Origin of the sequence: Streptomyces globisporus C-1027, assembly GCF_000261345.2 — a bacterium.
Taxonomy (GTDB): domain Bacteria; phylum Actinomycetota; class Actinomycetes; order Streptomycetales; family Streptomycetaceae; genus Streptomyces; species Streptomyces pakalii.
This window is the reverse complement of the sequence record NZ_CP013738.1, coordinates 6390162-6415972: the sequence shown is the minus strand read 5'-3', so window position 1 is coordinate 6415972 and position 25811 is coordinate 6390162. Positions and strand designations below refer to the sequence as shown.

The 25811-nt window shown below is 72.1% G+C and carries 22 protein-coding genes and 1 pseudogene; 9 read left to right on the top strand and 14 right to left on the bottom strand.

Annotated elements, in window-relative coordinates; translation table 11 throughout:
* Positions 1 to 2: 2 nt before the first annotated feature.
* The 8 genes from cysC (at position 3) to WQO_RS28245 (ending at position 7642) form a co-directional block, all read left to right on the top strand.
* A complete protein-coding gene (gene cysC / locus WQO_RS28285; protein WP_010059288.1) occupies positions 3 to 548 on the top strand; it encodes an adenylyl-sulfate kinase in 546 nt (181 codons plus the stop codon).
* Positions 545 to 1483 (top strand): sulfate adenylyltransferase subunit CysD, encoded by a 939-nt coding sequence (gene cysD, locus WQO_RS28280; RefSeq protein ID WP_010059290.1) that lies wholly within the window; start codon positions 545 to 547, stop codon positions 1481 to 1483. The genes cysC and cysD overlap by 4 nt, the downstream gene beginning before the upstream one ends.
* Positions 1484 to 2818, top strand: coding sequence for a sulfate adenylyltransferase subunit 1 (locus tag WQO_RS28275; RefSeq protein WP_058954125.1), 1335 nt, complete (start codon positions 1484 to 1486; stop codon positions 2816 to 2818).
* Between the two features lie 230 nt (positions 2819 to 3048).
* On the top strand, positions 3049 to 4161 hold the full coding sequence (locus WQO_RS28265) for an aliphatic sulfonate ABC transporter substrate-binding protein (protein WP_010059292.1): 1113 nt from the start codon (positions 3049 to 3051) through the stop codon (positions 4159 to 4161).
* A 48-nt stretch (positions 4162 to 4209) separates the two neighbouring features.
* The gene (locus WQO_RS28260) at positions 4210 to 5001 is read left to right on the top strand and encodes an ABC transporter ATP-binding protein (protein WP_010059295.1); all 792 of its coding nucleotides are present in this window, start codon (positions 4210 to 4212) and stop codon (positions 4999 to 5001) included.
* Complete coding sequence (locus WQO_RS28255) at positions 4988 to 5914, top strand: ABC transporter permease (protein ID WP_010059297.1); 927 nt, start codon at positions 4988 to 4990, stop codon at positions 5912 to 5914. Before WQO_RS28260 ends, WQO_RS28255 begins: the two co-directional genes overlap by 14 nt.
* A gap of 8 nt (positions 5915 to 5922) precedes the next feature.
* Complete coding sequence (locus tag WQO_RS28250) at positions 5923 to 6675, top strand: sirohydrochlorin chelatase (protein ID WP_010059298.1); 753 nt, start codon at positions 5923 to 5925, stop codon at positions 6673 to 6675.
* 112 nt (positions 6676 to 6787) lie between these two features.
* The gene (locus tag WQO_RS28245) at positions 6788 to 7642 is read left to right on the top strand and encodes a class I SAM-dependent methyltransferase (protein WP_010059299.1); all 855 of its coding nucleotides are present in this window, start codon (positions 6788 to 6790) and stop codon (positions 7640 to 7642) included.
* A gap of 19 nt (positions 7643 to 7661) precedes the next feature.
* Here the strand turns inward: WQO_RS28245 and WQO_RS28240 are convergent, their stop codons facing one another.
* The 8 genes from WQO_RS28240 to WQO_RS28205 form a co-directional block, all read right to left on the bottom strand.
* Entirely contained in the window at positions 7662 to 8300 is a 639-nt protein-coding gene (locus tag WQO_RS28240) for a mycothiol-dependent nitroreductase Rv2466c family protein (RefSeq protein ID WP_010059300.1), read from the bottom strand.
* Positions 8301 to 8386: 86 nt separating this feature from the next.
* Positions 8387 to 9226: an ABC transporter ATP-binding protein gene (locus WQO_RS28235; RefSeq protein WP_010059301.1), complete on the bottom strand. Its 840-nt coding sequence runs from the start codon at positions 9224 to 9226 to the stop codon at positions 8387 to 8389.
* A gap of 3 nt (positions 9227 to 9229) precedes the next feature.
* Positions 9230 to 10390, bottom strand: coding sequence for a FecCD family ABC transporter permease (locus tag WQO_RS28230; protein WP_010059302.1), 1161 nt, complete (start codon positions 10388 to 10390; stop codon positions 9230 to 9232).
* Positions 10391 to 10392: 2 nt separating this feature from the next.
* Positions 10393 to 11418 carry a FecCD family ABC transporter permease gene (locus WQO_RS28225; protein ID WP_010059303.1) on the bottom strand — a complete coding sequence of 342 codons (1026 nt, stop codon included), beginning with the start codon at positions 11416 to 11418 and terminating at the stop codon, positions 10393 to 10395.
* An 85-nt stretch (positions 11419 to 11503) separates the two neighbouring features.
* Positions 11504 to 12562, bottom strand: a complete 1059-nt coding sequence (locus WQO_RS28220; protein WP_010059305.1) for an iron-siderophore ABC transporter substrate-binding protein — start codon at positions 12560 to 12562, stop codon at positions 11504 to 11506.
* A gap of 67 nt (positions 12563 to 12629) precedes the next feature.
* On the bottom strand, positions 12630 to 14513 hold the full coding sequence (locus WQO_RS28215) for an ABC transporter ATP-binding protein (protein ID WP_010059307.1): 1884 nt from the start codon (positions 14511 to 14513) through the stop codon (positions 12630 to 12632).
* Positions 14510 to 16201 carry an ABC transporter ATP-binding protein gene (locus WQO_RS28210; protein WP_029182170.1) on the bottom strand — a complete coding sequence of 564 codons (1692 nt, stop codon included), beginning with the start codon at positions 16199 to 16201 and terminating at the stop codon, positions 14510 to 14512. Before WQO_RS28210 ends, WQO_RS28215 begins: the two co-directional genes overlap by 4 nt.
* Positions 16202 to 16279: 78 nt before the next feature.
* Positions 16280 to 17098: a MerR family transcriptional regulator gene (locus tag WQO_RS28205; RefSeq protein WP_010059309.1), complete on the bottom strand. Its 819-nt coding sequence runs from the start codon at positions 17096 to 17098 to the stop codon at positions 16280 to 16282.
* A gap of 161 nt (positions 17099 to 17259) precedes the next feature.
* On the opposite strand from WQO_RS28205, the gene WQO_RS28200 reads away from it, so the two are divergent.
* On the top strand, positions 17260 to 18771 hold the full coding sequence (locus tag WQO_RS28200; RefSeq protein ID WP_010059310.1) for an alpha/beta hydrolase: 1512 nt from the start codon (positions 17260 to 17262) through the stop codon (positions 18769 to 18771).
* A 10-nt stretch (positions 18772 to 18781) separates the two neighbouring features.
* Here the strand turns inward: WQO_RS28200 and WQO_RS28195 are convergent, their stop codons facing one another.
* From WQO_RS28195 to WQO_RS28170, 6 genes and pseudogenes are all read right to left on the bottom strand, one after another.
* Complete coding sequence (locus WQO_RS28195; protein ID WP_010059311.1) at positions 18782 to 19330, bottom strand: DUF1697 domain-containing protein; 549 nt, start codon at positions 19328 to 19330, stop codon at positions 18782 to 18784.
* Between the two features lie 155 nt (positions 19331 to 19485).
* The gene (locus tag WQO_RS28190; RefSeq protein WP_010059312.1) at positions 19486 to 20688 is read right to left on the bottom strand and encodes a S8 family peptidase; all 1203 of its coding nucleotides are present in this window, start codon (positions 20686 to 20688) and stop codon (positions 19486 to 19488) included.
* A 568-nt stretch (positions 20689 to 21256) separates the two neighbouring features.
* A pseudogene (gene mgt / locus WQO_RS28185) lies at positions 21257 to 22556 on the bottom strand (macrolide-inactivating glycosyltransferase).
* Complete coding sequence (locus WQO_RS28180; RefSeq protein ID WP_010059314.1) at positions 22528 to 23826, bottom strand: ABC transporter substrate-binding protein; 1299 nt, start codon at positions 23824 to 23826, stop codon at positions 22528 to 22530. The pseudogene mgt and the gene WQO_RS28180 overlap by 29 nt, the downstream one beginning before the upstream one ends.
* The gene (locus tag WQO_RS28175; protein ID WP_010059316.1) at positions 23826 to 24695 is read right to left on the bottom strand and encodes a carbohydrate ABC transporter permease; all 870 of its coding nucleotides are present in this window, start codon (positions 24693 to 24695) and stop codon (positions 23826 to 23828) included. The genes WQO_RS28180 and WQO_RS28175 overlap by 1 nt, the downstream gene beginning before the upstream one ends.
* A complete protein-coding gene (locus WQO_RS28170) occupies positions 24692 to 25708 on the bottom strand; it encodes a carbohydrate ABC transporter permease (protein ID WP_029182172.1) in 1017 nt (338 codons plus the stop codon). The genes WQO_RS28175 and WQO_RS28170 overlap by 4 nt, the downstream gene beginning before the upstream one ends.
* Positions 25709 to 25811: the final 103 nt, after the last annotated feature.

Sequence of the window (25811 nt, the reverse complement as noted above, 5' to 3'; positions counted from 1 at the left end):
CGATGAGCGTGACGGAGACGGGGGCCACGATCTGGCTCACCGGTCTGCCGAGCGCGGGCAAGACCACCATCGCGTACGAGCTGGCGGGCCGGCTGCGGACCGAGGGCCACAAGGTGGAGGTGCTCGACGGCGACGAGATCCGCGAGTTCCTCTCCGCGGGCCTCGGCTTCTCCCGCGAGGACCGGCACACCAACGTGGCCCGGATCGGCTTCGTCGCCGAACTCCTCGCCGCCAACGGCGTGAAGGTGCTGGTCCCCGTCATCGCCCCGTTCGCCGACAGCCGCGAGGCCGTCCGCAAGCGGCACGCCGCCGAGTCCACCACCTACCTGGAGGTGCACGTCGCGACGCCCGTCGAGGTGTGCTCCGTACGCGATGTGAAGGGCCTTTACGCCAAGCAGGCGGCCGGCGAGATCAGCGGGCTCACCGGGGTCGACGACCCCTACGAGGCCCCCGAATCGCCCGACCTGCGGATCGAGTCGCACCAGCAGACCGTGCAGGAGTCAGCGGCGGCGCTCCACGCGCTGCTCACCGAGAGGGGCCTGGCGTGAGTGCCGTCACCACCACCGTGTCCGAGGGCACAGCGAACCCGTACGCGCTCAGCCACCTGGACTCCCTGGAGTCCGAGGCGGTCCATATCTTCCGCGAGGTGGCGGGCGAGTTCGAGCGGCCGGTGATCCTGTTCTCCGGCGGCAAGGACTCCATCGTGATGCTGCACCTGGCGCTCAAGGCGTTCGCGCCCGCGCCGGTGCCGTTCACGCTGCTGCACGTGGACACCGGGCACAATTTCCCCGAGGTCCTCGACTACCGCGACCGCACGGTCGAGAAGCACGGGCTGCGGCTGCACGTCGCCTCCGTGCAGGAGTACATCGACGCCGGGAAGCTCCGCGAGCGACCCGACGGCACCCGCAACCCGCTCCAGACCGTCCCGCTCACCGAGGCGATCCAGCAACACCGCTTCGACGCGGTGTTCGGCGGCGGGCGGCGCGACGAGGAGAAGGCGCGCGCCAAGGAGCGGGTCTTCTCGCTGCGCGACGAGTTCTCCCAGTGGGATCCGCGCCGCCAGCGGCCCGAGCTGTGGCAGCTGTACAACGGCCGGCACGCCCCCGGTGAGCACGTCCGGGTCTTCCCGATCTCCAACTGGACCGAGCTGGACGTCTGGCAGTACATCGAGCGCGAGGCCATCGAGCTGCCGGAGATCTACTTCGCTCACGAGCGCGAGGTGTTCAACCGCAACGGCATGTGGCTGACGGCGGGTCACTGGGGCGGGCCGAAGGAGCACGAGGCCACCGAGACCCGGCTCGTGCGCTACCGCACGGTCGGCGACATGTCCTGCACCGGGGCCGTCGACTCCGACGCCACCACGCTGGACGCCGTGATCACCGAGATCGCCGCCTCCCGGCTCACCGAGCGGGGCGCGACCCGCGCCGACGACAAGATGTCCGAGGCCGCGATGGAAGACCGCAAGCGCGAGGGGTACTTCTAAATGACCACCACAGCTGAGCAGTTGAGCGCCACCACCCTGCTGCGCTTCGCCACCGCCGGGTCCGTCGACGACGGCAAGTCCACCCTCGTGGGCCGACTGCTCCACGACTCCAAGTCGGTCCTCACCGACCAGCTGGAGGCCGTCGAGCAGGCCTCCATCAACCGCGGGCAGGAGGCACCGGACCTGGCGCTGCTGACCGACGGGCTGCGCGCCGAGCGCGAGCAGGGCATCACCATCGACGTCGCCTACCGCTACTTCGCCACCACCCGGCGGCGGTTCATCCTCGCCGACACCCCGGGCCACGTGCAGTACACCCGGAACATGGTGACCGGCGCCTCCACGGCCGAGCTGGCCGTGGTGCTGGTCGACGCCCGCAACGGGGTCGTCGAACAGACCCGCCGGCACGCCGCCGTCGCGGCCCTGCTGCGCGTCCCGCACGTCGTGCTGGCGGTCAACAAGATGGACCTCGTCGACTACGCGGAGCCCGTGTTCGCCGCGATAGCCGAGGAGTTCACCGCGTACGCCGCGTCGCTCGGCGTTCCGGAGATCACCGCGATCCCGATCTCGGCGCTGGCCGGGGACAACGTGGTCGAGCCGTCCGCGCACATGGACTGGTACGGCGGGCCGACCGTCCTGGAGCACCTGGAGACGGTCCCGGTCAGCCACGACCTCACCGCCTGCCACGCGCGCTTCCCCGTGCAGTACGTGATCCGCCCGCAGTCCGCCGAGCACCCCGACTACCGGGGGTACGCCGGTCAGATCGCCGCCGGGGTGTTCCGGGTCGGCGAGTCCGTCTCCGTCCTCCCCTCGGGGCGTACGACGACGATCACCGGCATCGACGCGCTCGGCGAGAGCGTGGACATCGCCTGGGCCCCGCAGTCGGTGACGCTCCGGCTGGCCGACGACATCGACATCTCGCGCGGCGACCTGATCGCCCCCGCCGACGACGCCCCGCCGACCACGCAGGACGTCGAGGCGACCGTCTGCCATGTGGCCGACCAGCCGCTCTCGGTGGGCCAGCGGGTGCTGCTCAAGCACACCACTCGCACCGTCAAGGCGATCGTCAAGGACATCCCGTCGAGGCTGACCCTGGACGACCTCTCCCAGCACCCGGCCCCCGGGCAGCTGGTCGCCAACGACATCGGGCGGGTCGTCGTGCGCACCGCCGAGCCGCTGGCGCTCGACTCCTACGAGGACTCCCGGCGCACCGGATCGTTCCTGCTGATCGACCCGGCGGACGGGACGACCCTGAGCGCCGGAATGGCGGGTGCCGCGTTCGCCGCCGCCGCCGAGGCCGTCGTGGCGGCCGACGACGACGCCGAATGGGACTTCTGATGGCCACCGACTTCTTCTCCTCCTTCGCGAAGGAGGGCGGCCGGGTGGGCAGCGGCGCCCTCGGCAGCGGCCAGGGCGGGGTCGGGCGATGTGCGTGATGACGTACGCGCACCGCTCGCGCGCCCTGAACCCCCCGCACCCGTACCGCCGAAGACCTGCCGACCTCCCGGCCACGCCCCCCTGAACAGACAGCGGGACGTGAGACCGGGCCAACGAGAGGACAGCCTCCCGTGCCTGCCCCCCGTTCCACCGTTCGCCGCGGCCTCGCCGCCGTCGCCGCCCTGCCGCTGCTCGCCCTGGCGGCCACCGCCTGCGGCTACGGCTCCGAGGCGAAGGACGACGACGCGAAGACGAACGTCTCCGCCGGAGGGAAGAAGCTCTCCTCCGACACCGTGAAGATCGGGTACTTCCCGAACCTCACGCACGCCACCGCCCTGGTCGGTATCCAGGAAGGCACCATCCAGAAGGAACTGGGCGGCACCAAGGTCGAGTCCACGACCTTCAACGCGGGCCCGTCCGAGATCGAGGCGCTGAACGCCGGCTCCATCGACATCGGCTTCATCGGCCCCTCCCCCTCCATCAACGGCTACAGCAAGTCCCAGGGCAAGGGGCTGCGGATCATCTCCGGTTCGGCCTCCGGCGGGGTGAAGCTGGTCGTCAACCCGGACAAGATCAAGACCCTGGACGACCTCAAGGGCAAGAAGATCGCCACCCCGCAGCTCGGCAACACCCAGGACGTGGCGTTCCTCAACTGGATCTCCGAGAAGGGCTGGAAGGTCGACGCCCAGAGCGGCAAGGGCGATGTCTCCGTGGTCCGCTCGGACAACAAGGTGACCCCCGACGCCTACAAGTCCGGTGACCTGGACGGCGCGTGGGTGCCCGAGCCGACGGCGTCCAAGCTGGTCTCCGAGGGTGCGAAGGTGCTCCTCGACGAGAAGGACCTGTGGCCGGACAAGAAGTTCGTGATCACGAACATCATCGTGTCGCAGAAGTTCCTCGACGAGCACCCGGACGTGGTCGAGGCGGTACTGAAGGGTTCGGTGTCCACCAACAAGTGGATCAACGCCAACCCGGACGAGGCCAAGGCGTCGGCGAACAAGGCGCTGGAGAAGCTGAGCGGCAAGCCGCTGCCGAAGGAGATCCTCGACCCGGCGTGGGAGTCCATCGAGATCACGGATGACCCGCTGGCCGAGACGCTGAAGACGCAGGCCGGGTACTCGGTCAAGTCGGGTCTGCTCAAGGAGCCGAACCTCCAGGGCATCTACGACCTGGGTCCGCTGAACAAGATCCTCAAGGCCGAGGGCCTGCCCGAGGTCGCCGACGCCGGTCTCGGCGTCAAGTAGCCCGCTCGATCCGCAGCAGGACGTAAGGAATCCCAGGAGGTGACGACCATGGCGACCCCTACCCTCACCAAGGCCGAGGACCGTACGACGGTCGAGCACGCGGCCCGTCTCGCACATGTCTCGAAGTCCTTCGCCGGACCCACGGGGCAGCAGCTCGTGCTGGACGACATCACCCTCGATGTCGCTCCGGGTGAGTTCGTCACCCTCCTGGGAGCGTCCGGGTGCGGAAAGTCGACGCTGCTCAATCTGGTGGCCGGACTCGACCGCCCGTCGAAGGGGTCCATCGAGACCCCCGGCGGGCGGCCGGCCCTGATGTTCCAGGAGCACGCCCTCTTCCCGTGGCTGACCGCGGGCAAGAACATCGAACTGGCCCTGCGGCTGCGCGGGGTGGCGAAGTCGGAGCGCCGCACCGAGGCGGATCGGCTGCTCGAACTGGTCCGGCTCGGCGGGGCGTACGGCAAGCGGGTGCACGAGCTGTCCGGCGGTATGCGCCAGCGGGTGGCGATGGCCCGGGCGCTCGCGCAGGACAGCCAGCTGCTGCTGATGGACGAGCCGTTCGCGGCGCTGGACGCCATCACCCGCGATGTGCTGCACGACGAGCTGACCCGGATCTGGGCGGAGACGAACGCCTCGGTCCTGTTCGTCACCCACAACGTGCGTGAGGCCGTACGGCTCGCGCAGCGCGTCGTGCTGCTCTCGTCCCGGCCGGGCCGGATCGCCCGGGAGTGGACGGTCGACATCGAGCAGCCGCGCCGCATCGAGGACACCGCCGTGGCGGAGCTGTCCGTCGAGATCACCGAAGAACTGCGTGGGGAGATCCGCCGACATGGCCAGCACTGACATCACGTCCGACCGGAAGCGGCCGGACGAGGCGGCCGGACCGGTCGACAAGAAGCCCGACGATTTGGCGGGCCTGGAGGCCGGCCTCGACGCGCTCGACGCCGTACAGATCCGCCGCACCCCGGTACGCGAGGTGCTCCTGCAGAAGGTGCTGCCGCCGGTCGTGGCGGTGGCGCTGGTCCTGGTGGTCTGGGAGCTGCTGGTCCGCGCCGAGGTCACCGAGGTGTACAAGCTGCCGCCGCCGTCCGCGGTGTGGGACAGCGCCAGGGACATGTGGCTGGCGGGCACCCTGCTGGAGGTCGTCTGGACCAGCGTCTCGCGCGGCCTGTTCGGCTTCCTGCTCGCGGTCGCCATCGGCACGCCACTGGGGCTGCTGGTCGCCCGGGTGAAGCTGGTCCGGGCCGCGATCGGCCCGATCCTGTCCGGGCTTCAGTCGCTGCCCTCGGTGGCGTGGGTGGCCCCGGCGGTGATCTGGCTCGGGCTGAACGACCAGATGATGTTCGCGGTGATCCTGCTGGGCGCGGTGCCCTCGATCGCCAACGGTCTGGTCTCCGGCGTCGACCAGGTGCCGCCGCTGTTCCTCCGGGCGGGCCGCACGCTGGGCGCGACCGGGCTGCGCGGGACGTGGCACATCGTGCTCCCGGCGGCGCTGCCCGGCTATCTGGCGGGCCTCAAGCAGGGCTGGGCGTTCTCCTGGCGCTCCCTGATGGCCGCCGAGATCATCGCCTCGTCACCCGAACTTGGCCTGGGTCTTGGCCAGTTGCTGGAGAACGGCCGCAGCAACTTCGACATGCCCGGGATCTTCCTGTCGATCCTGCTCATCCTGTTCGTCGGCATCGCCATCGACCTGCTCATCTTCAGTCCGCTGGAGGGGTGGGTGCTGCGCAGCCGCGGTCTCCTCGTCAAGAACTGAGCCTTCCCATGACGCATCCCACGCTCCTCGTCATCGCCCACGGCAGCCGCGACCCGCGGCACGCCGCGACCGTGCACGCGCTCACCGAGCGGGTCCGCACCGAGCGGCCGGGACTGCGGGTGGAGACGGCGTTCCTGGAGTTCAACGCCCCGTCGGTACCCCGGGTGCTGGAGCGCCTGGCCGGTGAGGGGGCGGACGAAGTCGTCGCCCTCCCCCTCCTGCTGACCCGGGCGTTCCACGCCAAGACCGACATCCCCTCGGTCCTGCGCGAGGCCCGCGCCCGGCTGCCGAGGCTGCACATCCGGCAGGCCGACGTCCTCGGCCCGTCCCCGCTGCTCAACGCCACTCTGGGACGGCGGCTGCGGGAGGCCGGGGTACGTCCCGGCGACCTCCCCCGGACCGGGCTCGTCCTGGCGTCGGCGGGATCCTCAGACCCGGAGGCGATCGCAGTGATCGCTGAAATCGCGCGGGAGCTGCGGCACACCGGTTGGTGCGCCGTGCGGCCTGCGTTCGCCTCCGCACTCCTTCCCCGTACCGAGGACGTGGTACGGGACCTGCGCGCCGAGGGCGTGGAGCGGGTGGCGGTGGCCCCGTACGTCATCGCGCCCGGCCAGCTTCCCGACCGCATCGCGGCGGGCGCCGAGGCGGCCGGAGCGGACGTTCTGGCCGATGTGCTGGGCCCCGCCCCGGAGTTGGCTCGGCTGCTGCTGAACCGGTTCGACGAGGCGCGGATGCCGGTGGGGGCGTCGCTGTCGGCGTGAGGGGCCGGGCCTGCCCCGGCACCGGGCGGTGCCCGGAAAACCGGGAGGCGCCGCTGCCGTACGTCTCGTACGATCGGCCCGCACCGACCCTTCGCGTACCACCAAGGATTCTGTGAATCGCTCCGATCTCCCCGCCAGGGCCCCCTCGCTCGCGGCCGGCATGGCCGCCGCCGATCACAGCCCGGACGGCCAGCTCGTCCAGACCCGTCACCGCGCCACGCTCGTGGCGAGCTGGGACATCGGGCCAGGCTCGACCGTCCTGGAACTGGGCTGCGGTCAGGGTGACATGACCGCTGTCCTCGCGGAGGCGGTCGGGCCGGAGGGGCGCGTGGTGGCCATCGATGTGGCCGCCCCCTCCTACGGCTCACCGGTCACGCTCGGGGAGTCGGCGGACCGGCTCGCGGCGGGCCCTCTCGGCCCCCGCATCGACTTCCGTTTCGGCACCGACGTCCTCGCCCCGTCCGTCGACTTCCCCGTCGGCTCTTTCGACCATGTGGTGCTCGCGCACTGTTCTTGGTACTTCGCCTCGCTCGGGCAGCTGCGGGACACACTGGCCCGGGTACGGCGGTGGGCGGGGCGGCTGTGGTTCACCGAGTGGGACGTGACGCCCACGTCCGGCGACCAGTTGGCCCACCTCCTCGCCGTGCTGATCCAGGGGCAGATCGAGGCTGCCGGATCGCGTGGCCAGGGCAATGTGCGCACGCCTTTCTCCCGTGAGGAGTTGCTGCGGCTCCTGTCCGAGTCCGGCTGGACGGCCGAGGGCAACTGGCCGGTCGACACCGAAGGTCTTCAGGACGGCGACTGGGAGGTCGCCGCCTGTCTCGACCTGGTCGGAGCGGAGGAGCATCTGGCGTCGCTGCCCGAGCCGGTGCGCCGGCTCGTCCTCAGCCAGGCCGACGTCCTGCGGGCCGTTGCCGTGGAGCGCGGCAACCGTCCGCTCGCCGCGTACTCGGTCACCGCGCGCTGACCTTCGCCTCAGCGGCGGCTCAGTCGTAGGACAGCCCGCCGGACCGGGCGCGCTTGAGTTCGAAGAAGCCCGGGTGGTTCGCGAGGACCCGGAAGCTGTCGAAGAGTTCGGCCGCCTCCTCGCCGCGCGGGATCGCGTTCAGGACCGGGCCGAACCAGACCGTGCCGTCGACGTGGATCGTCGGCGTCCCCACGTAGGCGCCCTGCTCCGGGTCCTTGCCCGCGTCGTGGTGGCGGGCGACCTCGGTGTCGTACGCCGTGGAGTGGGCCGCTTCCGCCAGGGCGGCGGGCAGGTCCAGTTCGGCCAGGGAGGCGGCGATCACGGCGTCGAAGCCCTCCTCCTTGTGCTGGTGGATGCGGGTGCCGAGCGCGGTGTACAGATCGCGCAGGACTCCGTCGCCGTGGGCGGCCGCAGCGGCGACGGCCACCCGGACCGGTCCGATCGACTTGTCGACGAGCTCGCGGTACCCGTCGGGCAGCTCGTTGCCCTCGTTGTGCAGGTAGAGGCTCATGGGGCGGAAGCGCAGGTCGATGTCCCGGTGCCGCTCCACCTCCAGCATCCAGCGGGAGGTGATCCACGCGAACGGGCAGGCGGGGTCGAAGAAGAAGTCGACGGCGGTGCGGGCGGCGGGCCCGGTCGTGGGGTGCTGTGTGCTCATGCGCCTCAGCCTAGGCAGCGAGTGGCCTGGACTCCCGGGCCAATCCGACGCTGATGCGGTGGGCCACTCGCCGGGGGCCCGGCCCGTCAGCCGAGGGCGTTGGCCGGCTCCTCGGACTCCGGCTCCGGGGCGTGGTGACGGCCGACCGGGATCACCAGCGGGGTGCGGCTGACCGGGTCCGTGGTCACCTGGCAGCGCAGGCCGAAGACGTCCTCGACCGTCTCGGCCGTGATCACGTCGGCGGGGGCGCCCTCGGCGACGATGGCGCCCTTCTTCATCGCGATGACGTGGTCCGCGTACCGGCAGGCCTGGTTGAGGTCGTGCAGGACCATGACGATCGTGCGTCCCTCGCGCCGGTTCAGGTCGACGACGAGGTCCAGCACGTCGATCTGGTGGGCGAGGTCGAGATACGTCGTCGGCTCGTCGAGGAGGAGGACCGGGGTGCCCTGGGCGACGGCCATGGCGATCCAGGCGCGCTGGCGCTGACCGCCGGAGAGTTCGTCGACGGCACGGTCGGCGAGGTCGGTGGTGCCGGTGGCGGCGAGCGCGTCGTGCACCGCCTGCTCGTCCGCCTTGGTCCACTGCCGCCACCACGTCTGGTGCGGGGAGCGGCCCCGGTTGACCAGGTCGATGACGGTGAGGCCGTCGGGGGCGACCGGCGACTGCGGGAGGATGCCGAGCTGCTGGGCCAGCTCCCGGGTGGGGATGGAGTGCAGGGCCCGTCCGTCCAGGCTGACCGCGCCGTCGCGCGGGGCGAGCAGCCGGGCCAGGGCGCGCAGCAGGGTCGACTTGCCGCAGGCGTTGGCGCCGACGATGGCGGTGATCCGGCCCGGCGGCACGGCCAGGTCGAGGCCGCTGACGACGGCTCGGTCGTCGTAGCCCAGGTGCAGGCCCTCGGCCCGCAGGTCGGGTTCGGCGGTGGACATCGGTCAGCCTCCTGAGCCCGCGCGGTTGACGCGGATGAGCAGCCAGAGCAGCACCGGGGCGCCGAGCACTCCGGTGACGATCCCGACGGGTAGTTCGGTGCCGGGGATCAGTTCGCGTGCGACGACGTCGGACGCGAGGACGACGAGGGCGCCGGTGAGTCCGGCGGCGAGCGGCGGCGGCCAGGCGGTGCGGCACAGCCGCTGGGCGATCTGCGGGGCGGCGAGCGCCACGAACGCCACGGGTCCGGCCGCCGCGGTGGCGAAGGCGACCAGACCGACACCGGTGAGCAGAACGGTGAGGCGGACGGTCTGGACGCGGGTGCCGAGCCCCTTGGCCACGTCGTCGCCGAGTTGCAGCGTCCGCATGAGGCGGCCGATGAGCAGGGCGGTGGGGACCAGGACGACAAGGGCGCACGCGAGGGGCTCGGCCTGTTGCCAGTCACGGCCGTTGAGGTTGCCGACGAGCCAGCCGAGGGCGGCCTGGGCCTGGAAGCGGCCGCCCCGGGCGAGCAGGTAGTCGGTGGCGCTGAGGCAGATCCAGGAGACGCCGATGCCGACGAGGATGATGCGGTAGCCGGTGGTGCCGCGCCGCCAGGCGAGCCCGTAGACGATCAGGGCGCTGGCGAGGGCGCCGAAGAGACCGAGTGCCTGGGTGCCGAGGCCGAAGTCCCAGCCGAGCACGATGCCCGCGACGACGGCCGTTCCGGCGCCCTGGGTGAGGCCGATCATGTCGGGGCTGGCCAGGGGGTTGCGGGTCATCGTCTGCAGGAGCGCGCCGGACATGCCGAACGCGATGCCCGCCAGCAGGCCCGTCATGGCGCGGGGCAGCCGCAGTTCCTGGACGACGAGGAGGGTGCCCGCGTCCCCGGAACCGGTCAGCGCCCGGGCGACGTCGGCGAGCGGGATCCCGTACTCGCCGATGGAGACGTGCCAGCACAGCGCCGCGAACACGGCGACGACGAGCCCCGCGCTGACGGCGAGCTGACGGGGGCGCAGGGTGCCGGAGAGCGGCGGGAAGGCGAGGCGGAAGGGGCGGGAGGCGGCCTTCGGGAGCGGGCCGGTGCTGGTCTTCCCGGCCACGGTGTCGGTGGTTCCGGTGAGCCCGGTGTTCCCGTTGGTCCCTGTGGTCCCGGTGGTCTTCGAGGGCGGGGTGTCCGGTGTCATGGTCAGATCTCCGCGAGGCGACGTCGGCGGACCAGGGCGATGAAGAACGGTCCGCCGATGAAGGCGACGATGATCCCGGCCTGCACCTCGACGGGCCGGGCGATCACCCGGCCGAGGATGTCCGCGCCGAGCAGCAGCCCCGCGGCGAGCGCGGCCGAGAGCGGCAGCAGCCAGCGGTGGTCGGGGCCGAGTCCGGCGTACTGGGCGAGGACCCGGGCGACGTGCGGGACGACCAGGCCGATGAAGACGACGGGCCCGATCACCGCGACGGCCGCCCCGGTGAGCAGCGTGACGGCGACGACGCCCTGGAGGCGGACGAGGCCGAGCTTGCGGCCAAGGGACGCGGCCACGTCGTCGCCGAGGGCGAGGCTGTTGAGGGCGGGGGCGCTCGCCAGGGCGAGGAGGGCGCCGAGCCCGAGGAAGGGCAGGATCCGCAGCACGGTGGAGGCGTCCTGGTCGGCGAGCGAGCCGGCCGACCAGAACCGGAAGCGGTCCAGTGCGGCCGGGTCGGTGAGGACGACGGCGCTGGTCAGCGAGGACAGCACGGCGGTGACGGCGACTCCGGCGAGGGCCAGCTTCACCGGGGTCGACCCCGAACGCCCCATCCGGCCCAGCAGATAGACGACGACGCTGGCCGCCATGGCCCCGGCGAAGGCGAACCAGATGTAGCCGAACAGCGAGCCGATCCCGGCGACCCCGGCGGCGATGACGATGGCGAACGCGGCCCCGGCGCTGACGCCGAGGATGCCGGGGTCGGCCAGCGGGTTGCGGGTCAGGGCCTGCATCACGCAGCCGGAGAGGCCGAGCGCCGCTCCGGCGGCCAGGCCCAGCGCCGTACGCGGGATGCGCACGGACCAGATGACGTCCTCGATCCGGGGGCCGGTCGGCTGTCCCGTCAGGGCCTTGATCACGTCGCCGGGCGGGATGCTGAGCGCCCCGAGGCCGATCGAGAGCAGGCAGAGCACGGCCAGCAGCGCGGCGAGCGCGGCCACGAGCAGGGCGGGACGCCATCGGGCGGGGCGGGTCACGGGGCTGGCTCCACGGTCCGGTTCCTCACGGGAGGGGTGGATGAGCCGCCCCGCAGGCGCGGGGTGGCCCGGAGAGAACAAGGCGTCAGGACGCGGGGTGGACGACCTTCGTGTCGGTCTTGCCGTCGACGGCGGCCGACAGCATCGGGACCAGGCGGTCGACGGTGTACGGGATGCTCAGCGGGGTCACGAAGGAGATGGCGCTGCCGAAGTGGCTGCTCTCCTTGATCATGACCTCGCGGCCCTCCTTGACCGCGTCGAGCTTGCCGTACAGCGGGTCGGCGTGGAGCTTCTTGGTGTCCTTGGCCGGGTCGGTGACGATCCAGGCGACGGCGTCCGTGTCGAGGAGGTCGGTGCGCTCCTTGCTGATGTTGGCGCCGAACGCCTCACCGACGACCTTGTCGAGGCCCGTCGGAAGCTGGAAGCCGAGGCCGGTCAGCACGCGCGAGCGGTTGTCCTGCGGGCCGTAGACGTACATGCCCTCGTACGGGGTCGCCATGACCGCGGTCTTGCCCTTGAACTCGGGGTGCGCGGCCGCGGCGTCGGCGATGTGCTTCTCGGTCGTGGCGACCAGCGCCTTCGCCTCGTCGCTCTTGCCGAGGGCCTTGCCGACCTGCGTGGTCTGGTCCTGCCAGGAGATGCCCCAGTCGGCGCCCTCCTTCGGCTGGGCGACGACCGGCGCGATCTTGGAGAGGGTGCGGTACTGGTCCTTGGTGAGGCCCGAGTACAGCGCGAGGATCAGGTCGGGGCGCAGCGAGGCGATCTTCTCGACCTGCGGGCCGGTGCCGTCGTCGTGCAGGACGGTGGGGCGCGCCTTGTCGCCGAGCGCCTTCTCGGCCCACGGGCCGATGGCACCCTTGAACTCGCCGAACCACTCGGTCGTGCCGACGGGCACCTTCCCGAGGGCGAGGACCGCGTCCTGGTCGGAGAGGCCGACGGTGACGATGCGCTGCGGGTCCTTCTTGACGGTGGTGGTGCCGTACTTGTGGTCGAGGGTGACCGGGAAGGCCCCCTTCGGCGCGCTGTCGCCGGACGGCGCGGCCTGGTCGTCGCTCTCGCCGGACCCGCAGGCGGCGGCTCCGAACAGCAGCAGGGCGGACGCGGCCACGGCGGTCAGCCGGGTGCGCTGGATCATGCGGAACATGACGGATTCCTTCGGGAGCGTCGGCATTCGCCGGGGACGGGGGGCGGGGGGCGGGTGGTGCGTGGGGTCAGGGGTGCGGTGCGGTGGTGCGGCTGCCGGACCAGGCGCGCCAGAGGGCGGCGTACGGGCCCTCCGCGTCGCGCAGTTCGTCGTGCGGGCCGCTCTCGACGACGCGGCCGGCCTCCAGCACGACGACCCGGTCGGCGGCGACGGCCTGGGTGAGGCGGTGGGCGACGACCAGGGCGGTGCGGCCGGCGAGTGCGGCCTCGGCGGAGCGTTCGAGGACCCGGGCGCCCGCGCTGCCCGCCTCGGCGGTCGCCTCGTCGAGGACGGCGAGGGCGGGGTCGGCCAGGACGAGCCGGGCGAGGGCGAGTTGCTGGGCGCGGGCGGGGTCGAGGCGGTGGCCGCCCTCGCCGACGACGGTGGCGAGCCCGTCGGGGAGCGCCTCGGCCCAGTCCAGGGCGTGCACGGTGGACAGGGCGGTGCGCAGGTCGGCGTCGGTGGCTTCGGGGCGGGCGAGCCGGAGGTCCTCGGCGAGGGTGCCGGTGAAGACGTGGACTTCCTGGGTGACCAGGACGACCGGGTGTTCCCCCGCGCCGGCAGGTGCGGAACCCTCGCCCCCCGGTGAGGTGACCGTGCCCGAGGTGGGCTGCTGGACGCCCGCGACGATCCGGGCGAGGGTCGACTTCCCGGCCCCGCTGGTCCCGACGAGCGCCACGTGTTCGCCGGGCTCCAGGGTGAGGGAGACCTCGTGCAGTACGGGGCGGCCGGGTCCGTAGGCGTGGCTGACGGCGTGCACGGTGACGGCGGCTTCCGAAGGAGCGATGCGCTGACGCGGTACGGAGGCGGGCGCGGCTTTTCCGGCCGCCGTCTTTCCGACCTCCGGCTTCCCGGCCTCCGGCTTTCCGGCCGCCGGCTTTCCGGCCGCCGGCTCCGGCTGCTCCGCGAGGTCGGTCACGCCGACCAGCCGGGCCAGTCCCGCCGCCGCCGACTGGGCGTCGTCGAGCAGCACGAGGGCGGCGTTGACGGGTCCGAAGAGGCTGTGGAAGTAGAGGGCGGCGGCCGTGGCCGTACCGATCGACACCGCGCCGTCGCGGACCAGCCAGAATCCGGCGATCAGGACGGCGGCCAGGCCGATGTACTCGGCGATGTGCAGCCGCCCGTAGAAGCCGAGCACCAGGTTGACGCTGCGCATGGTGAGGTCGACGGCCTTGCGCGAGCGTCCGGCGCTGCGCTCGGTGTGCTGCTCCTCCAGCCGGTGGCCGCGTAGGGTCACGGCGCCGCCGATGGTCTCCAGGAGCTGTTGCTGCTGGGCCCCGTTGGCGACCCGCTGGTCGGCGTAGAGGGTGAGGGCGCGACGTACGTACCAGCGGGCGGTGAGCAGTTGGACGGGGACGGCGAGAAGCGCGGCGAGCAGGAACCGTACGTCCAGGAGGGCCAGCGCGCCGAGGGTGAGAAGGATCGCGAGGACGGAGCGGGCCATTTCGGGCAGCGCGGAGCGCACGGCTTCGGCTACCCGGGCGACATCGCCGGTGACGCGGGCGGTGAGGTCGCCTGCCCCGGCGCGTTCCAGCCGGTCGGCGGGGAGGTTCAGGGCGCGTTCGACGAACCGCTCGCGCAGCCGGGCCAGTACGGTCTCGCCGAGCCGGGCGATCCGGGTGAGCCCGAGTGTCGTGGTGAGGCCCTGGACGACGGCGACCGCGACGAGGAGGACGACCGGGAGGGTCAGGTCACCGGCGGGGCGGCCGTCGGCGACGATGTCGACGATCCGGCCCAGCAGCGGCTGGACGAGGAGGCCGACGGCGGTGGCCGCGACCAGGATGCCGATGCCGGTCAGGGCGAGACCGCGGTCGGGGCGGATCAGCGTGCGCAGGGCGGCCCGGGTGCGGGCGGGGGTGGCGATGGGGAGCAGCTCGGCGCCGGTGTCCGCTGTGGGCGGGGGAGTGGTCATGTGAGCACCGCCGTGCGGTAGACGGGATGGTCGCGTACGAGGTCCTCGTGCGGGGCCTCGGCGGTGATCGTGCCGCCGTCGACGAGGACGACGCGGTCGGTGGCGGCGAGCAGGGCGGGGCTGCTGGTGACCAGGACGGTGGTGCGGCCGGTGCGGGCGCGCCGGATGCCGGCGGCGATCCGGGCCTCGGTGGCGGCGTCGACCGCGGTGGTCGGGTCGTGGACGACGAGGACGCCGCGGTCGGCGGCGAGGGCGCGGGCCAGGGCGACGCGCTGGCGCTGGCCGCCGGAGAGCGAACTGCCGCGCTCGCCGATCCGGCCGCCGGTGCCGCCGGCCAGGGCGGAGGCCACCTCGTCGACGGCGGCGGCGTCCATCGCCGCGTGCGGGTCGGCCCCGGCGGGGGCGGCGGCGGTGACGTTCTCCAGGAGGGTGCCGTCGAAGAGCTGGGCGTCGTGCTCGGCGACGAGCAGCACGGAGCGCAGGGCGGCCGGGGCCAGTTCGGTGAGCGGTACGCCGTCCAGTTCGACGCTCCCCCGCTCCGGGTCGCAGCGGCGGGCCAGACAGTGCAGCAGGGTGGCGGCGTCGGCCGGGTCGGTGACGACGATGCCGAGGTGTTCGCCGGGGCGGACGGTCAGGTCGAGGGCGTCGAGTCCGCCGTGGCCGAGGCCGTTCAGGCGCAGTTCGCCGGGGGCGGGGGCGGCCGGTTCGGCGGTGCCGCCGGTCGTCTCGCCCGGGGCGGCCAGCACGTCGGCGATCCGGGCGGCGGAGGCGCGGCCCTTGGCCAGTTCGGCGCCGACCCAGGCCAGCACGCTGATCGGTCCGGGGAGGAAGAGGGCGAGGCCGACGGCGGAGACGAGGGCGCCGAGGCCGATGGAGTCGCTGAGGACCAGGCGGCCGCCGACGAGGGCGACGAGCGCGATGAACGAGCCGGTCAGCGTGAGCATCAGGCCGGTCTGGAGGGCGGCGGCGCGGGCGGCGCGCACATTGGCGTGGCGGGAGGCCTGGCTGGTGGCGCGGTAGCGGTCGACGGCGGCGCGCTCGGCCCGCAGGCCCTTGAGCACCCGGACCCCGGCGACGAGGTCGGCGGCCACCCCGGAGGCGTGGGCGGCCTGTTCCTGTTCGGCCTCGCTACGGTGTTCCAGGGGCCGGGCCAGGAAGTGGCCGAGCGCCATCAGGACCGGGGCGCCGATCAGGACGAGGAGCCCGAGGGGCAGGGAGGCGCGGAGCAGGAGCACCGCGCCCGCGGCAACGCCGACGACCGCGGCGATGCCGAGGGTCAGGGCCATGTTGACGGCACCGACGCGGCGGGCGTCCTCGGTGGCAACGTTCACCAGCGCCCCGGGCGGACGGCCGGCCTCCGCGCCCCCGTGCGGGGCGAGGACCCGGCGGACGACGTCCAGGCGGAGCTGGTGGGCGGCCTGTTCGGCGGCGCGTTCACCGGCGCGGGCGCCGAAGCGGAAGCCGAAGGAGAGCAGGGTGTAGACGACGGCGAGGACCACCAGCCAGATCGCCAGCGCTCCCCCGTCGGGGCGCACCACGGCGCGGTCGACGATCAGCCCGATGAGTACGGGGACGAGCGCCTCGCCGATCTGATGGCAGGCGCCCAGGACCGATCCGACGGTCACGTCCCGACGCTGTCCCGCGACAGCACGGCGTATGACGCCGCGCCCGGCGCTGTCAGCCCCCACTCACCTGCTCCTCAGCATGTCTACGAACAGCGGAGGGGGGATTTCAGGCCACCTGCCTCCAGCCAAACGAAGGCAAGGCTAACCTGTCGCGCCGGGGGTGACTCGGTGCGGGTCGGGATCGCCGCTGTGATCCTGCTCGCCTTTCCCGTCCCGGCCGTCCCCGTCCGCGCCGCCGTCCGCCTCCTCCTGTTCGAGCAGGTCGTGCAGATGGCGGAGGACACCGAGCTGGGCCTCGTTGTAGAACGTGATCAGGGCCTGCGTGACGACGGACCGGGTGAGCTTCCCGTTCCGGCGGGACGCGGCGTCCAGGTCCGTGATGAAGGAGTGGTCCGCCCGCTGGGCCCGGACCTCGGCCGCCAGGTGCGCCGCCAGTCTGCGGCGCACGTCCTCGGGGGCGTCGGCCGGCAGCTGCTCGAACTCCTCGGCGACCTCGTCCCGGGGGCGCGTGTACTGGTCCCGGATGACGGACATCGCCGTCGGCGTGAGGACGCTCGAATACGCCACCAGGAGGTCCTGCTGCGCCCGGGGCAGCGTGGCGGCGGCGGCCCCGAAGTCCGCGGGCAGGTCGAGCGAGGCCCCGTCCTGCAGGATCGCGGCCAGTTGGCGGCGCATGTGCTGCTGGCGCTCGATGTTCGCCGCGAGTTCGGCGTCCAGAGCGCGGAGGATCTCCGTCGACCGTGCATCGGCGGCGGCCACCGTGGGGATGTCGGAGAGCGGCACGCCGAGGTCGGTCAGCCGGCGGATGCCCATCAGCCGGACCAGGTGCCGTACGTCGTACCGCTTGTAGCCGCTCGGTGCGCGCTCCGGCTCCTCCAGCAGACCCAGTTTGTGGTAGTGCCGGACCGTCTTGAGCGTCGTGCCCGCGAGTTCCGCCAGCTGACGCGTGCTCCATGTCACGGGAGTCCCTTTCCGGGGTTCCGTCGCCGGGAGGGGCCCCTGCCTCTCCCCTGCCCCCTGGCCGCCGGGTCGACCCCGGCGGCGCGGACTTGACTGTGCCCTTGGGGCACGGAGTGCGATGGGCGCGGTCAACCACCTTCAGCCCATGGGGAGATGCGGATATGACACGAGGACGCGGTATCCGGCGGAGCGCGGCCCTGGCGGTCGCCCTCGGCCTCGGCCTGAGCGGGTCGCTCGTCGCGGGCCCTGCGGGCGCCGAGGAGAAGGAGGGACCGGCCGTACGGTGGGGCACCTGCCCCGAGGACGTGGCCGCCGAGGCCGCGCCGGTCGTCCTGGAGTGCGGCACCGTCTCCGTACCGAAGGACTACTCTGCCCCGGGCGGTGACCGGATCGAGCTGATGATCTCCCGGCTGGCGAGCACGGACCCCGGCAAGCGGCGCGGCACGCTGATGCTCAACCCGGGCGGTCCCGGCGGCTCGGGGCTGTCGCAGCCCGCGTTCCTGGCGAACCGGGGCATCCCCTCCGAGGTGCTGGACACCTACGACGTGATCGGCATGGACACCCGGGGTATCGGGCGCTCGGCACCGGTGGCCTGCGGATTCACCCCGGAGGGTCCCTACTTCGCCAACATCCCGCCGTACGCGGTCGACGACGCGGCGGTCACCGCGCGGGCGAAGGTGGTGAAGGAGGTGGCCGAGCAGTGCGCGCGGCGCGACAAGGACGGGGTCCTGCGCCACCTGACCACGGCCAACACCGCCCGCGACCTGGACCGCATCCGGGCGGCTCTCGGGGAGGAGAGGACCAGCTTCCTGGGCTACTCCTACGGGACCGCGCTCGGGGCCGCCTACGCGTCGATGTTCCCCGAGCGCTCCGACCGCATCGTGCTCGACAGCAACATCGGCGACACCCACCTCGACCGTGACGGCATGCGCCGCTACGCGCTCGGGGTGGAGCAGACGTTCCCCGACTTCGCCCGGTGGGCGGCCGCCCGTCATGGCAGCTACGGTCTCGGCCGCACCCCCGCCGAGGTCCGCCGCACCTACTTCACCCTCGCAAAACGGCTCGACGAGAAACCGGTCGACGGCTTCGACGGCAACGTGCTGCGCCAGCTCACCTTCGGCTACCTGTTCAAGGAGGTGCAGTACGCCAAGCTGGCCCAGCACTGGCAGGCGCTGAAGAGCGGTGACACCGCGTCCGTGCGCGCGGCGGACGCCGGCGGCCAGGCGGCGGACACCCCGCCGTCGCTGGACAACCAGCTCTCCGTCTTCCTCGCCGTGAGCTGCAACGACATCGCGTGGCCGACGAGCGTGGACACCTACCGCAAGGGCGTCGCCGAGGACCGCGCGCGCTACCCGATGTTCGGCGCCGCTGCCGCCAACATCACCCCGTGCGCCTACTGGCCGTACGCCCGGGCGGAGAAGCCGGTGGCGATCGACGACGAGGGGCCGCGCAACATCCTGCTCGTCCAGAACCTGCGCGACGTGCCGACCCCGCACGTCGGCGGGAAGCTGCTGCGGAAGAAGTTCGCCAACCGGTCCCGGCTGGTCAGCGTGGACGACAGCGGTCACGGGGTCTATGTGTACGGCGACAATCCCTGCGCGCTGAACACCGCCACGCGCTACCTCGTCGACGGAACGACGCCCCGGAAGGACACGTTCTGCCGGGCGGGCTGAGCCCGGAGGCTCAGTCCCGGGTCAGCTCCACCAGTTTCGCCACGGTGTTCCAGTTACGGGTGGTGGCGACGATGCCTTTGACATGGCGGGGGCGGCCCAGCTCGACGGCCAGCTTGGAGCGGCCGAGGCCGTCGGGGGCGTACAGGTACACGCAGCGGTCACCGAGCCGGAACTCCTCCGGCAGGAAGGCTTCCGCGTCCAGGTCCGCGAAGCGTTCGGGGTCCAGGGGCCGGTCGACGTAGGTGACGTGGAGCTGCCTGCCCTCCAGTTCGGCGGCGGGGAAGGGGCAGGCGTCGGCGACGGCCGCGAGATACGCGGCGTTGCGGACGAGGCAGTCGACGGCGAACCCGAACCGCTCCCGCAGGGCCTGTTCCAGGGCTGCGGCGAGGGCGTCGGCGTCCTCGCTGTCGCTGCGGAAGACGGCGTTGCCGCTCTGCAGGTGGGTGGCGATGCCGGTGTGCCCCAGTCCGGCGAGCACCTCGCGCAGTTCGGGCATCGGGACCTTCTTGCTGCCGCCCACGTTGATCCCGCGCAGGAGCGCCGCATACGTCGTCGTCATGGCGCCCCACCCTAGAGCGCTTCCCCGGACACGCCGCAGCCGCCGCGCCCCGTGGGGGCGAGCGCGGCGGCTGCTGGGTGCGGCGGTGGCCGGGCGGCGGGGTGTGGGGCCACCGCCGCCCGGCATCCGGTCGGAACCGGATACTTACCGGGGTGTTACTCGACGACCTTGAGGAGCTTGTTGGCCGTGCCCTCGGTGGCGTTGCTGATGGCGTCCGGGGTGGCTCCCTCGGTGAGCGCCGTGGCGACGGCCTCCGGGGTGGCGTCCTGGTGGCCCGCCAGGTAGACGGCGGCCGCGCCGACGACGTGCGGGGTGGCCATGGACGTACCGGAGATGGTGTTGGTGCCGCTGTCGCTGTCGTTCCAGGTGGACGTGATGTCCGAGCCCGGGGCGTAGATGTCGACGACCGAGCCGAAGTTGGAGAAGTCGGACTGCTCGTCGGCCTCCGTGGACGAGGCGACGGTGATCGCCTCGGGGACGCGGGAGGGCGAACCCTGACCGGCGTCGCTGGACTCGTTGCCGGCGGCCACACCGAAGGTGATGCCCGCGGCGATGGCCTTCTGGACCGCCTCGTCGAGAGCCGGGTCGGCCCCGCCGCCGAGGCTCATGTTGGCGACGGACGGGCCCTTGGCGTTGGCGGCGACCCAGTCGATCCCGGCGATGACCTGCTCGGTGGTGCCCGAGCCGTTGTCGTCCAGGACGCGGACGGCCACGATGTTCGCCTTCTTGGCGACGCCGTGCGCGGCCCCGGCTATGGTGCCCGCCACGTGGGTGCCGTGCCCGTTGCCGTCGTCGGCGTCGTCGTCGTTGTCGACGGCGTCGAAGCCGGAGGTGGCGCGGCCCTCGAAGTCCTCGTGGGTGACGCGGACACCGGTGTCGATGACGTACGCGGTGACGCCCTCGCCCGCGGCGTCGGGGTAGTTGTACGCCTTGTCACCGGCGGTCTCGGTCTGGTCGATGCGGTCCAGACCCCACGACGGCGGGTTCTCCTGGGTGGCGTTGATGCTGAACTTCTTGTTCTGCACCACCTTGGCGACGGCCGGGTCGGCGGCGAGGCGCTTGGCCTCGGTCTCCGAAAGGCCGCTGGCGGAGAATCCGTTGATGCTGGAGTTGTAGTCGCGCTTGAGCTTGCCGCCGTACTCCTTGGCCAGCTCGGACTTGTCGGCCTTCTTCTCGTCCAGCATGACGATGTAGCTGCCGGAGACGGCGGTCGCGGCGTCCGCGCCGTAGACCGTGCCCATGGGGGCGGGTGCGGCCCCCGCGAACGAGGTCCCGAGAAGAGTGACTCCTGCGGCGGCCGCCACGGCGGTGATCGCGGCAGTGAGCTTGATGCGACGGGTGCGCTGGTGCTTGGCCATGAAGAGGGTTCTCCTCGTCAGTCTTTGTGGGGGGATTGGCCCTCGGCCGGAAGATCTCCGGGGGCTGGCTCGAAACCCTGACCGATTGACGAGCGCAGATCAAGACCTTCATGGAGGCGTGACTTGCTCAACAAGGTTTCGTAATAAGAAATCGGCCATGGCTGGTCACATCAGCCGCGGCGGCCGGTCGAGTAGTTACCTCGCCGGAATCGATGATTCCGTGACCACCCCGTGAAGGCCCTCCCACCTTGCATTCCGCCTGTTCAGAGCGGCACTTGAGGCATCGGGCGCTCCTCGCCCGACCACCGCCCGCGGCCGCCTCGTGCCCTCCGGGGCAGGAGTGACCATGCGTGAAGACATGTGAAGACCCGTGAAGGTGTGCGCAAGGGGGGTGAACGCCCGGTCCCGGGTGTGAAATCGCAAGGGCGTGCGTGCAGATGCGCCGACCACCCCCGCCGCGATATCGGGTTCACGGAGCCGTAACAGAAGCGCCCCGCCCCGGGTAACCGCAGGTCGGAGCGGTCGGGGCGGGACGGAGAACGTCCGGATATCAGTCAGGCGGGTCCGCTCAGCGCGACAGCTCCGCCTCGATGAGGTCGGCGGCCCTCGGCGTGCCGCCCTCCCGCGCCATCTGCTCGCTCAGGCGCGCACACCGGGCGGCCACTTCGGGATCGTCCGCCAGGGCGAGCACCGCCTCGCGCAGACTCGCGGCGTTCACTTCCTCCATCGGCAGATGCCGGGCCACCCCCAGGGACTGGAGCATGTCCGCGTTGCCGAACTGATCGACCGCCTGCGGCACGGCGACCATCGGGGTGCCCGTGGCGAGCCCCTCCTGGCTGCCGCCCGCACCGGCGTGGGTGATGAAGGCGTCGGCCTGCTTGAGGACGGCCAGCTGCGGCACCCAGGTGCGTACCTCCACCTGGCCCGGCACGTCACCGAGTTCGGCGGGGTCGACGTGCGCACCGATCTGGAGCACCACATGCCAGCCGGGCAGGTCGCCGAAGGCCGCCACGCACTCGCGGTAGAAGGCGGGCTGCTTGGTGAACGAGGAGCCGAGCGAGACCAGCAGCACCTTCTCTGCGTCGGCGGGCCGCTGCCACTCCCCCTGGTCGGCGCGGTCGCCCTGGCAGGCGCCGACGAAGGCGTACATCTCGCGGTTCACCCGGTCCGCGTTCGGCTGGAGCGCCTCGGGGATGAGGACGAGGCCGCGGCGCGGCCGGGAGACGAAGTCGTCGGCGGGGACGTGACCGAGGCCGTTCTCGGCGAGCCAGCCCTCGAAGCGCGCGTAGTACGCCTGGCCGCGCTCGGTCTGCCTCAGCTCGGCAGTCATCGGCTCCGCCACCTCCTTCTCGTACCCCTCCCAGGGGACCAGGTTGGGCCAGAGGGAGACGGCGGGGACGCCCCAGCGGTGGGCGAGAACGCGGGCGGGATAGGAGGTGATGTCGTGCAGGACGAGGTCGGGCTCGTCGCCCGCGAAGGCCTCCGCGAGCTGCGGGAGGGCCTGGATGGCGTCGGCGAGGAAGGGTTCGATGTTGTCGATCAGCTCCGTCCCCCAGGCGTCGGGGTCGTCGTCGGTCGGCAGGGTCGAGGTCCAGATCACCGGCTCGGCGCCGGTGGCGGCGACCTTCTCCGCGAAGGAGGCGGGGATGGCGTAGCTGACGCGGTGTCCACGGTCGACGAGCTCGCGGATCACGTCGAGGCTCGGGTTCACATGTCCGTGGGCGGCGATGGAGAACATGGCGATGTGGGCACGCGGGGATTCCGTCATGTCGGCGACCCTAGGCGAGACGAGACGTCTCGTGCAACCTCTTTCCGTACCGGGATCTCTCCGTACCGGGATCAGCGCTGGTAGCGGGCCAGCACCCGATTCCCGTCCTCCACCAGCCTCTTGCTCAGCTCGTCGGTGTCGATCGCACCGCTGTAGAACTCCTGGTACGCGGGGGTCGCCACTTTGTCCTTCCACTCGGGATAGCCGCGCACCGCCTGGGCGGGCGCCGGCCGCAGGCCCTCGGCGAGCGCGGTGCCGACGGCCCACCCGTGCTCGGCGGAGCGCAGCGACGGATCGGCCAGCGCCTCGGTCCCGGTGGGCAGCATCCAGTCGCCCCGGGCGAGGCGCACCATGTTCGCGGGGCGCAGCAGGAAGTCGATGAACGCGACGGCCTCCTTCTTGTACGGGCTCTCCTCGGCGACCGACAGCGTCTGCGGGCTCACGCCCTGGACCGCGCCGCCCGCGCCCGCGGGCATCGGCAGGACCGTCCAGTCGAACCCTTCGGGGGCCTGCTGGATGATCTGCTGGCGGTAGGAGAAGCCGAGCGGCAGCATCGCGTACTTACCGCCGAAGAACCCGGGCAGCGCGTCCGACCCGCCCATTCCCAGCGCGCTGCGGGCCGCGCTGTTGTCGGTGTTGACCTGGTCGTGGATGGTGCCGGTGACCACACCGTCGCCCGGTTCGAAGCGCAGGACCGCCTTGCCGTCACCGTCGCGGTGGAAGAGCCGGCCACCGCCGGACAGGCCCAGGTTGAGGGTGACGGAGACCGGCTCCTTGAGCGGCCAGGCGATCCCGTACCGCCCCTTCCCCGTCAGCTCCTTCGTCACCTGCCGGAACTCCTCCCAGCTCCAGGGGCGCCCCGGGGTCGGAACGCGCGCACCCGAGGCCTTCAGCAGCTTCGTGTTGGCGATCAGGACCCGGGGCTCCTGGAGGAAGGGCACCCCGTGGACGCCCTCGCCGAACGTGGTGGTGCGCCAGGACTGTTCGGGGATGTCGGCCTTGAGCCGGGTGGGCAGGAGGGGGCGCAGGTCGGCGAGGTAGCCCCCGTACGCGAAGTCGGCCAGGTCGTCGGAGGCGTCGTGGATGATGTCGGGTGCCTCGCCGCCCTCGAAGGAGGTGAGGAGCTGGTCGTGGACGCTGTCCCAGCTGCCCTGGACGTACTCCACCTGGACGTCGGGGTGGGCGGCGTTCCACTCCTTCACCAGCTGCTTGTTGGCGTCGACGGACTCCTTCTGCCAGGCCAGCGACTGGAAGCGGAGCCGGATCGTGCCGTCCGCGTCCCGCCCGTCACCGTCGCCGCCGGAGCAGCCGGTGAGCAGCAGGGCCAGGACGGCGACGGCGGTGGCCGCCCGCCGGAGAGTGGCGCGCATCAGTGCTTCACCGCCCCGGCCGTCATCCCGCCGGTGATCCGCCGCTGGATGAAGGCGAAGAGCACGAGGGAGGGGAGGGTGGCGAGGAACGCGGCGGCGGCGAGCGGTCCGAGGTCCGCCACGCCCTCCGCGCCGAGGAAGTGGGTGAGGACGACCGGCAAGGTCTGCTTCTCCGGGGTCTTGAGCAGGACGAGCGCGAAGAAGAACTCGTTCCATGCGGTGATGAACGCGAACAGCGCGGTGGCGACGATGCCGGGGGCGAGCAGCGGGGCGACGACCGAGACGAGGGTACGGACGCGGCCCGCGCCGTCCACGGCGGCGGCCTCCTCCAGCTCGGTGGGTACGGCGCGCACGTACCCGGCGAGCATCCACAGCGCGAAGGGCAGCGACCAGACGACGTAGACGAGGATCAGCCCCCACAGGGTGTTGACCAGATGCAGGTTCTTGAGGATCAGGAAGAGCGGGATGATCACCAGGACGAACGGGAACGCCTGGCTGACCACGACCCAGCCGGTCGCCGCGGTGGCGAGGCGGCCCCGGTGGCGGGCCATCACATAGGCCATGGGGGTCGCGATCACGACGGCGATCAGGGCGGCGGAGACGGCGGCGACCAGCGAGTTGCCCGCGGCCTGGAGCAGCGGCTGCTCGTCGAAGGCCTGCCGGAAGTTGTCCGGGGTGGGGTGCTCGGGGATCCAGGTGGGGTGCAGCGAGCCCAGTTCGCGGGCGGGTTTGAAGGCGGTCGAGATCAGCCACACGAACGGGAACGCGAGGAAGACCAGATACGCCAGGAGGGCAAGGTACTGCCCGGTGCGCGCGGCCCGGCCGGTACGCAGCCCGGTGGACTCACGGGCGACGGCTCCGCGCCTCATCGGTCCTCACCTCCCCTGAGCCGGCCGACGAGATAGAGGGCGAGGAGTACGGAGATCACCGCGACCATCACACAGCCCATCGCCGCGGCGTAGCCGAACTGCCCGTAGCGGAAGGCCTCCTCGTAGGCGAAGAGCATCGGCAGCCGGGTCCGGCCGCCGGGTCCGCCGCTGGTCAGGACGTAGACCAGGGCGAACGAGTTGAAGTTCCAGATCAGGTTGAGCGCGGAGATCGCGAGCGCGATGGGCTTGATCGCGGGCCAGGTGACCGTACGGAACCGGCGCCAGGCGCCCGCCCCGTCCAGGGCGGCCGCCTCGTGGAGTTCGCGCGGCGTGTTCTGGAGTCCGGCGAGCAGGGCCACGGTGGTCTGGGGCATGCCCGCCCAGATGCCGACGAGGATCACGGCGGGCAGCGCGGTGGCCAGGCCGGTCAGCCAGTCCCGGCCGTCGCCGAGTCCGAGGTCGCGGATGGTCTCGTTGAGGATGCCGGCGTCCGGGTTGTAGACGAGCCGCCACATGATGCCGACGACGACCTCGGGCATCGCCCAGGGGACGATCGCCAGCGCCCGGGCGAGCCAGCGCAGCCGCAGGTTCTGGTTGAGCAGCAGGGCGAGGCCGAGGGCAAGGAGGAACTGCGGGACGGTGACGCCGACGGCCCAGACCAGGCCGATCCGGAACGAGTCCCAGAACAGGGTGTCGTGCAGCAGGTCCTGGAAGTTGAGGGTGCCGATCCACTGGGTGGAGCGGGTCCGGCCGGACTGGGCGTCGGTGAAGGCGAGCGCGATGCCGTAGAGGAGCGGTCCGACGCTGAGGATCAGGATCGGGATGAGCGCGGGCAGGACCAGGAACCAGGCGGCCCGGTCCCCGAAGGCCTTGCCCCGGGGCGGCGGCCCGGAGGGGCCCGGCCGCCAGGACCTCCGCGGTCGCCCTCCCTGTCCGCCGTGTCCGTCCCGTCCGCTGTGCCCGCCGTGCGGGTCGTCCGGTCCGGACCGCTTCGTCGCGGTCACCGATGTCACGAGGAGACCCCTCTGTCGCGTTGCTACCTGATATGTACCTGAGGCGGACTTCATCCCGTTCCGGCTGCCCGGGAGGCCTCCGTCATCGTGCTGACGGGCCGTC

Excerpts from the sequence above, each read along its gene's own strand:
- cysC (WP_010059288.1), top strand. The coding sequence starts at position 3 with ATGAGCGTGACGGAGACGGGGGCCACGATCTGGCTCACCGGTCTGCCG.
- WQO_RS28215 (WP_010059307.1), bottom strand. The coding sequence starts at position 14,513 with ATGACCACTCCCCCGCCCACAGCGGACACCGGCGCCGAGCTGCTCCCC.
- WQO_RS28275 (WP_058954125.1), top strand. The coding sequence starts at position 1,484 with ATGACCACCACAGCTGAGCAGTTGAGCGCCACCACCCTGCTGCGCTTC.
- WQO_RS28240 (WP_010059300.1), bottom strand. The coding sequence starts at position 8,300 with ATGAGCACACAGCACCCCACGACCGGGCCCGCCGCCCGCACCGCCGTC.
- WQO_RS28255 (WP_010059297.1), top strand. The coding sequence starts at position 4,988 with ATGGCCAGCACTGACATCACGTCCGACCGGAAGCGGCCGGACGAGGCG.
- WQO_RS28230 (WP_010059302.1), bottom strand. The coding sequence starts at position 10,390 with ATGACACCGGACACCCCGCCCTCGAAGACCACCGGGACCACAGGGACC.
- WQO_RS28180 (WP_010059314.1), bottom strand. The coding sequence starts at position 23,826 with ATGCGCGCCACTCTCCGGCGGGCGGCCACCGCCGTCGCCGTCCTGGCC.
- WQO_RS28190 (WP_010059312.1), bottom strand. The coding sequence starts at position 20,688 with ATGGCCAAGCACCAGCGCACCCGTCGCATCAAGCTCACTGCCGCGATC.
- WQO_RS28260 (WP_010059295.1), top strand. The coding sequence starts at position 4,210 with ATGGCGACCCCTACCCTCACCAAGGCCGAGGACCGTACGACGGTCGAG.
- WQO_RS28195 (WP_010059311.1), bottom strand. The coding sequence starts at position 19,330 with ATGACGACGACGTATGCGGCGCTCCTGCGCGGGATCAACGTGGGCGGC.
- WQO_RS28220 (WP_010059305.1), bottom strand. The coding sequence starts at position 12,562 with ATGTTCCGCATGATCCAGCGCACCCGGCTGACCGCCGTGGCCGCGTCC.
- WQO_RS28235 (WP_010059301.1), bottom strand. The coding sequence starts at position 9,226 with ATGTCCACCGCCGAACCCGACCTGCGGGCCGAGGGCCTGCACCTGGGC.
- WQO_RS28175 (WP_010059316.1), bottom strand. The coding sequence starts at position 24,695 with ATGAGGCGCGGAGCCGTCGCCCGTGAGTCCACCGGGCTGCGTACCGGC.
- WQO_RS28200 (WP_010059310.1), top strand. The coding sequence starts at position 17,260 with ATGACACGAGGACGCGGTATCCGGCGGAGCGCGGCCCTGGCGGTCGCC.
- WQO_RS28250 (WP_010059298.1), top strand. The coding sequence starts at position 5,923 with ATGACGCATCCCACGCTCCTCGTCATCGCCCACGGCAGCCGCGACCCG.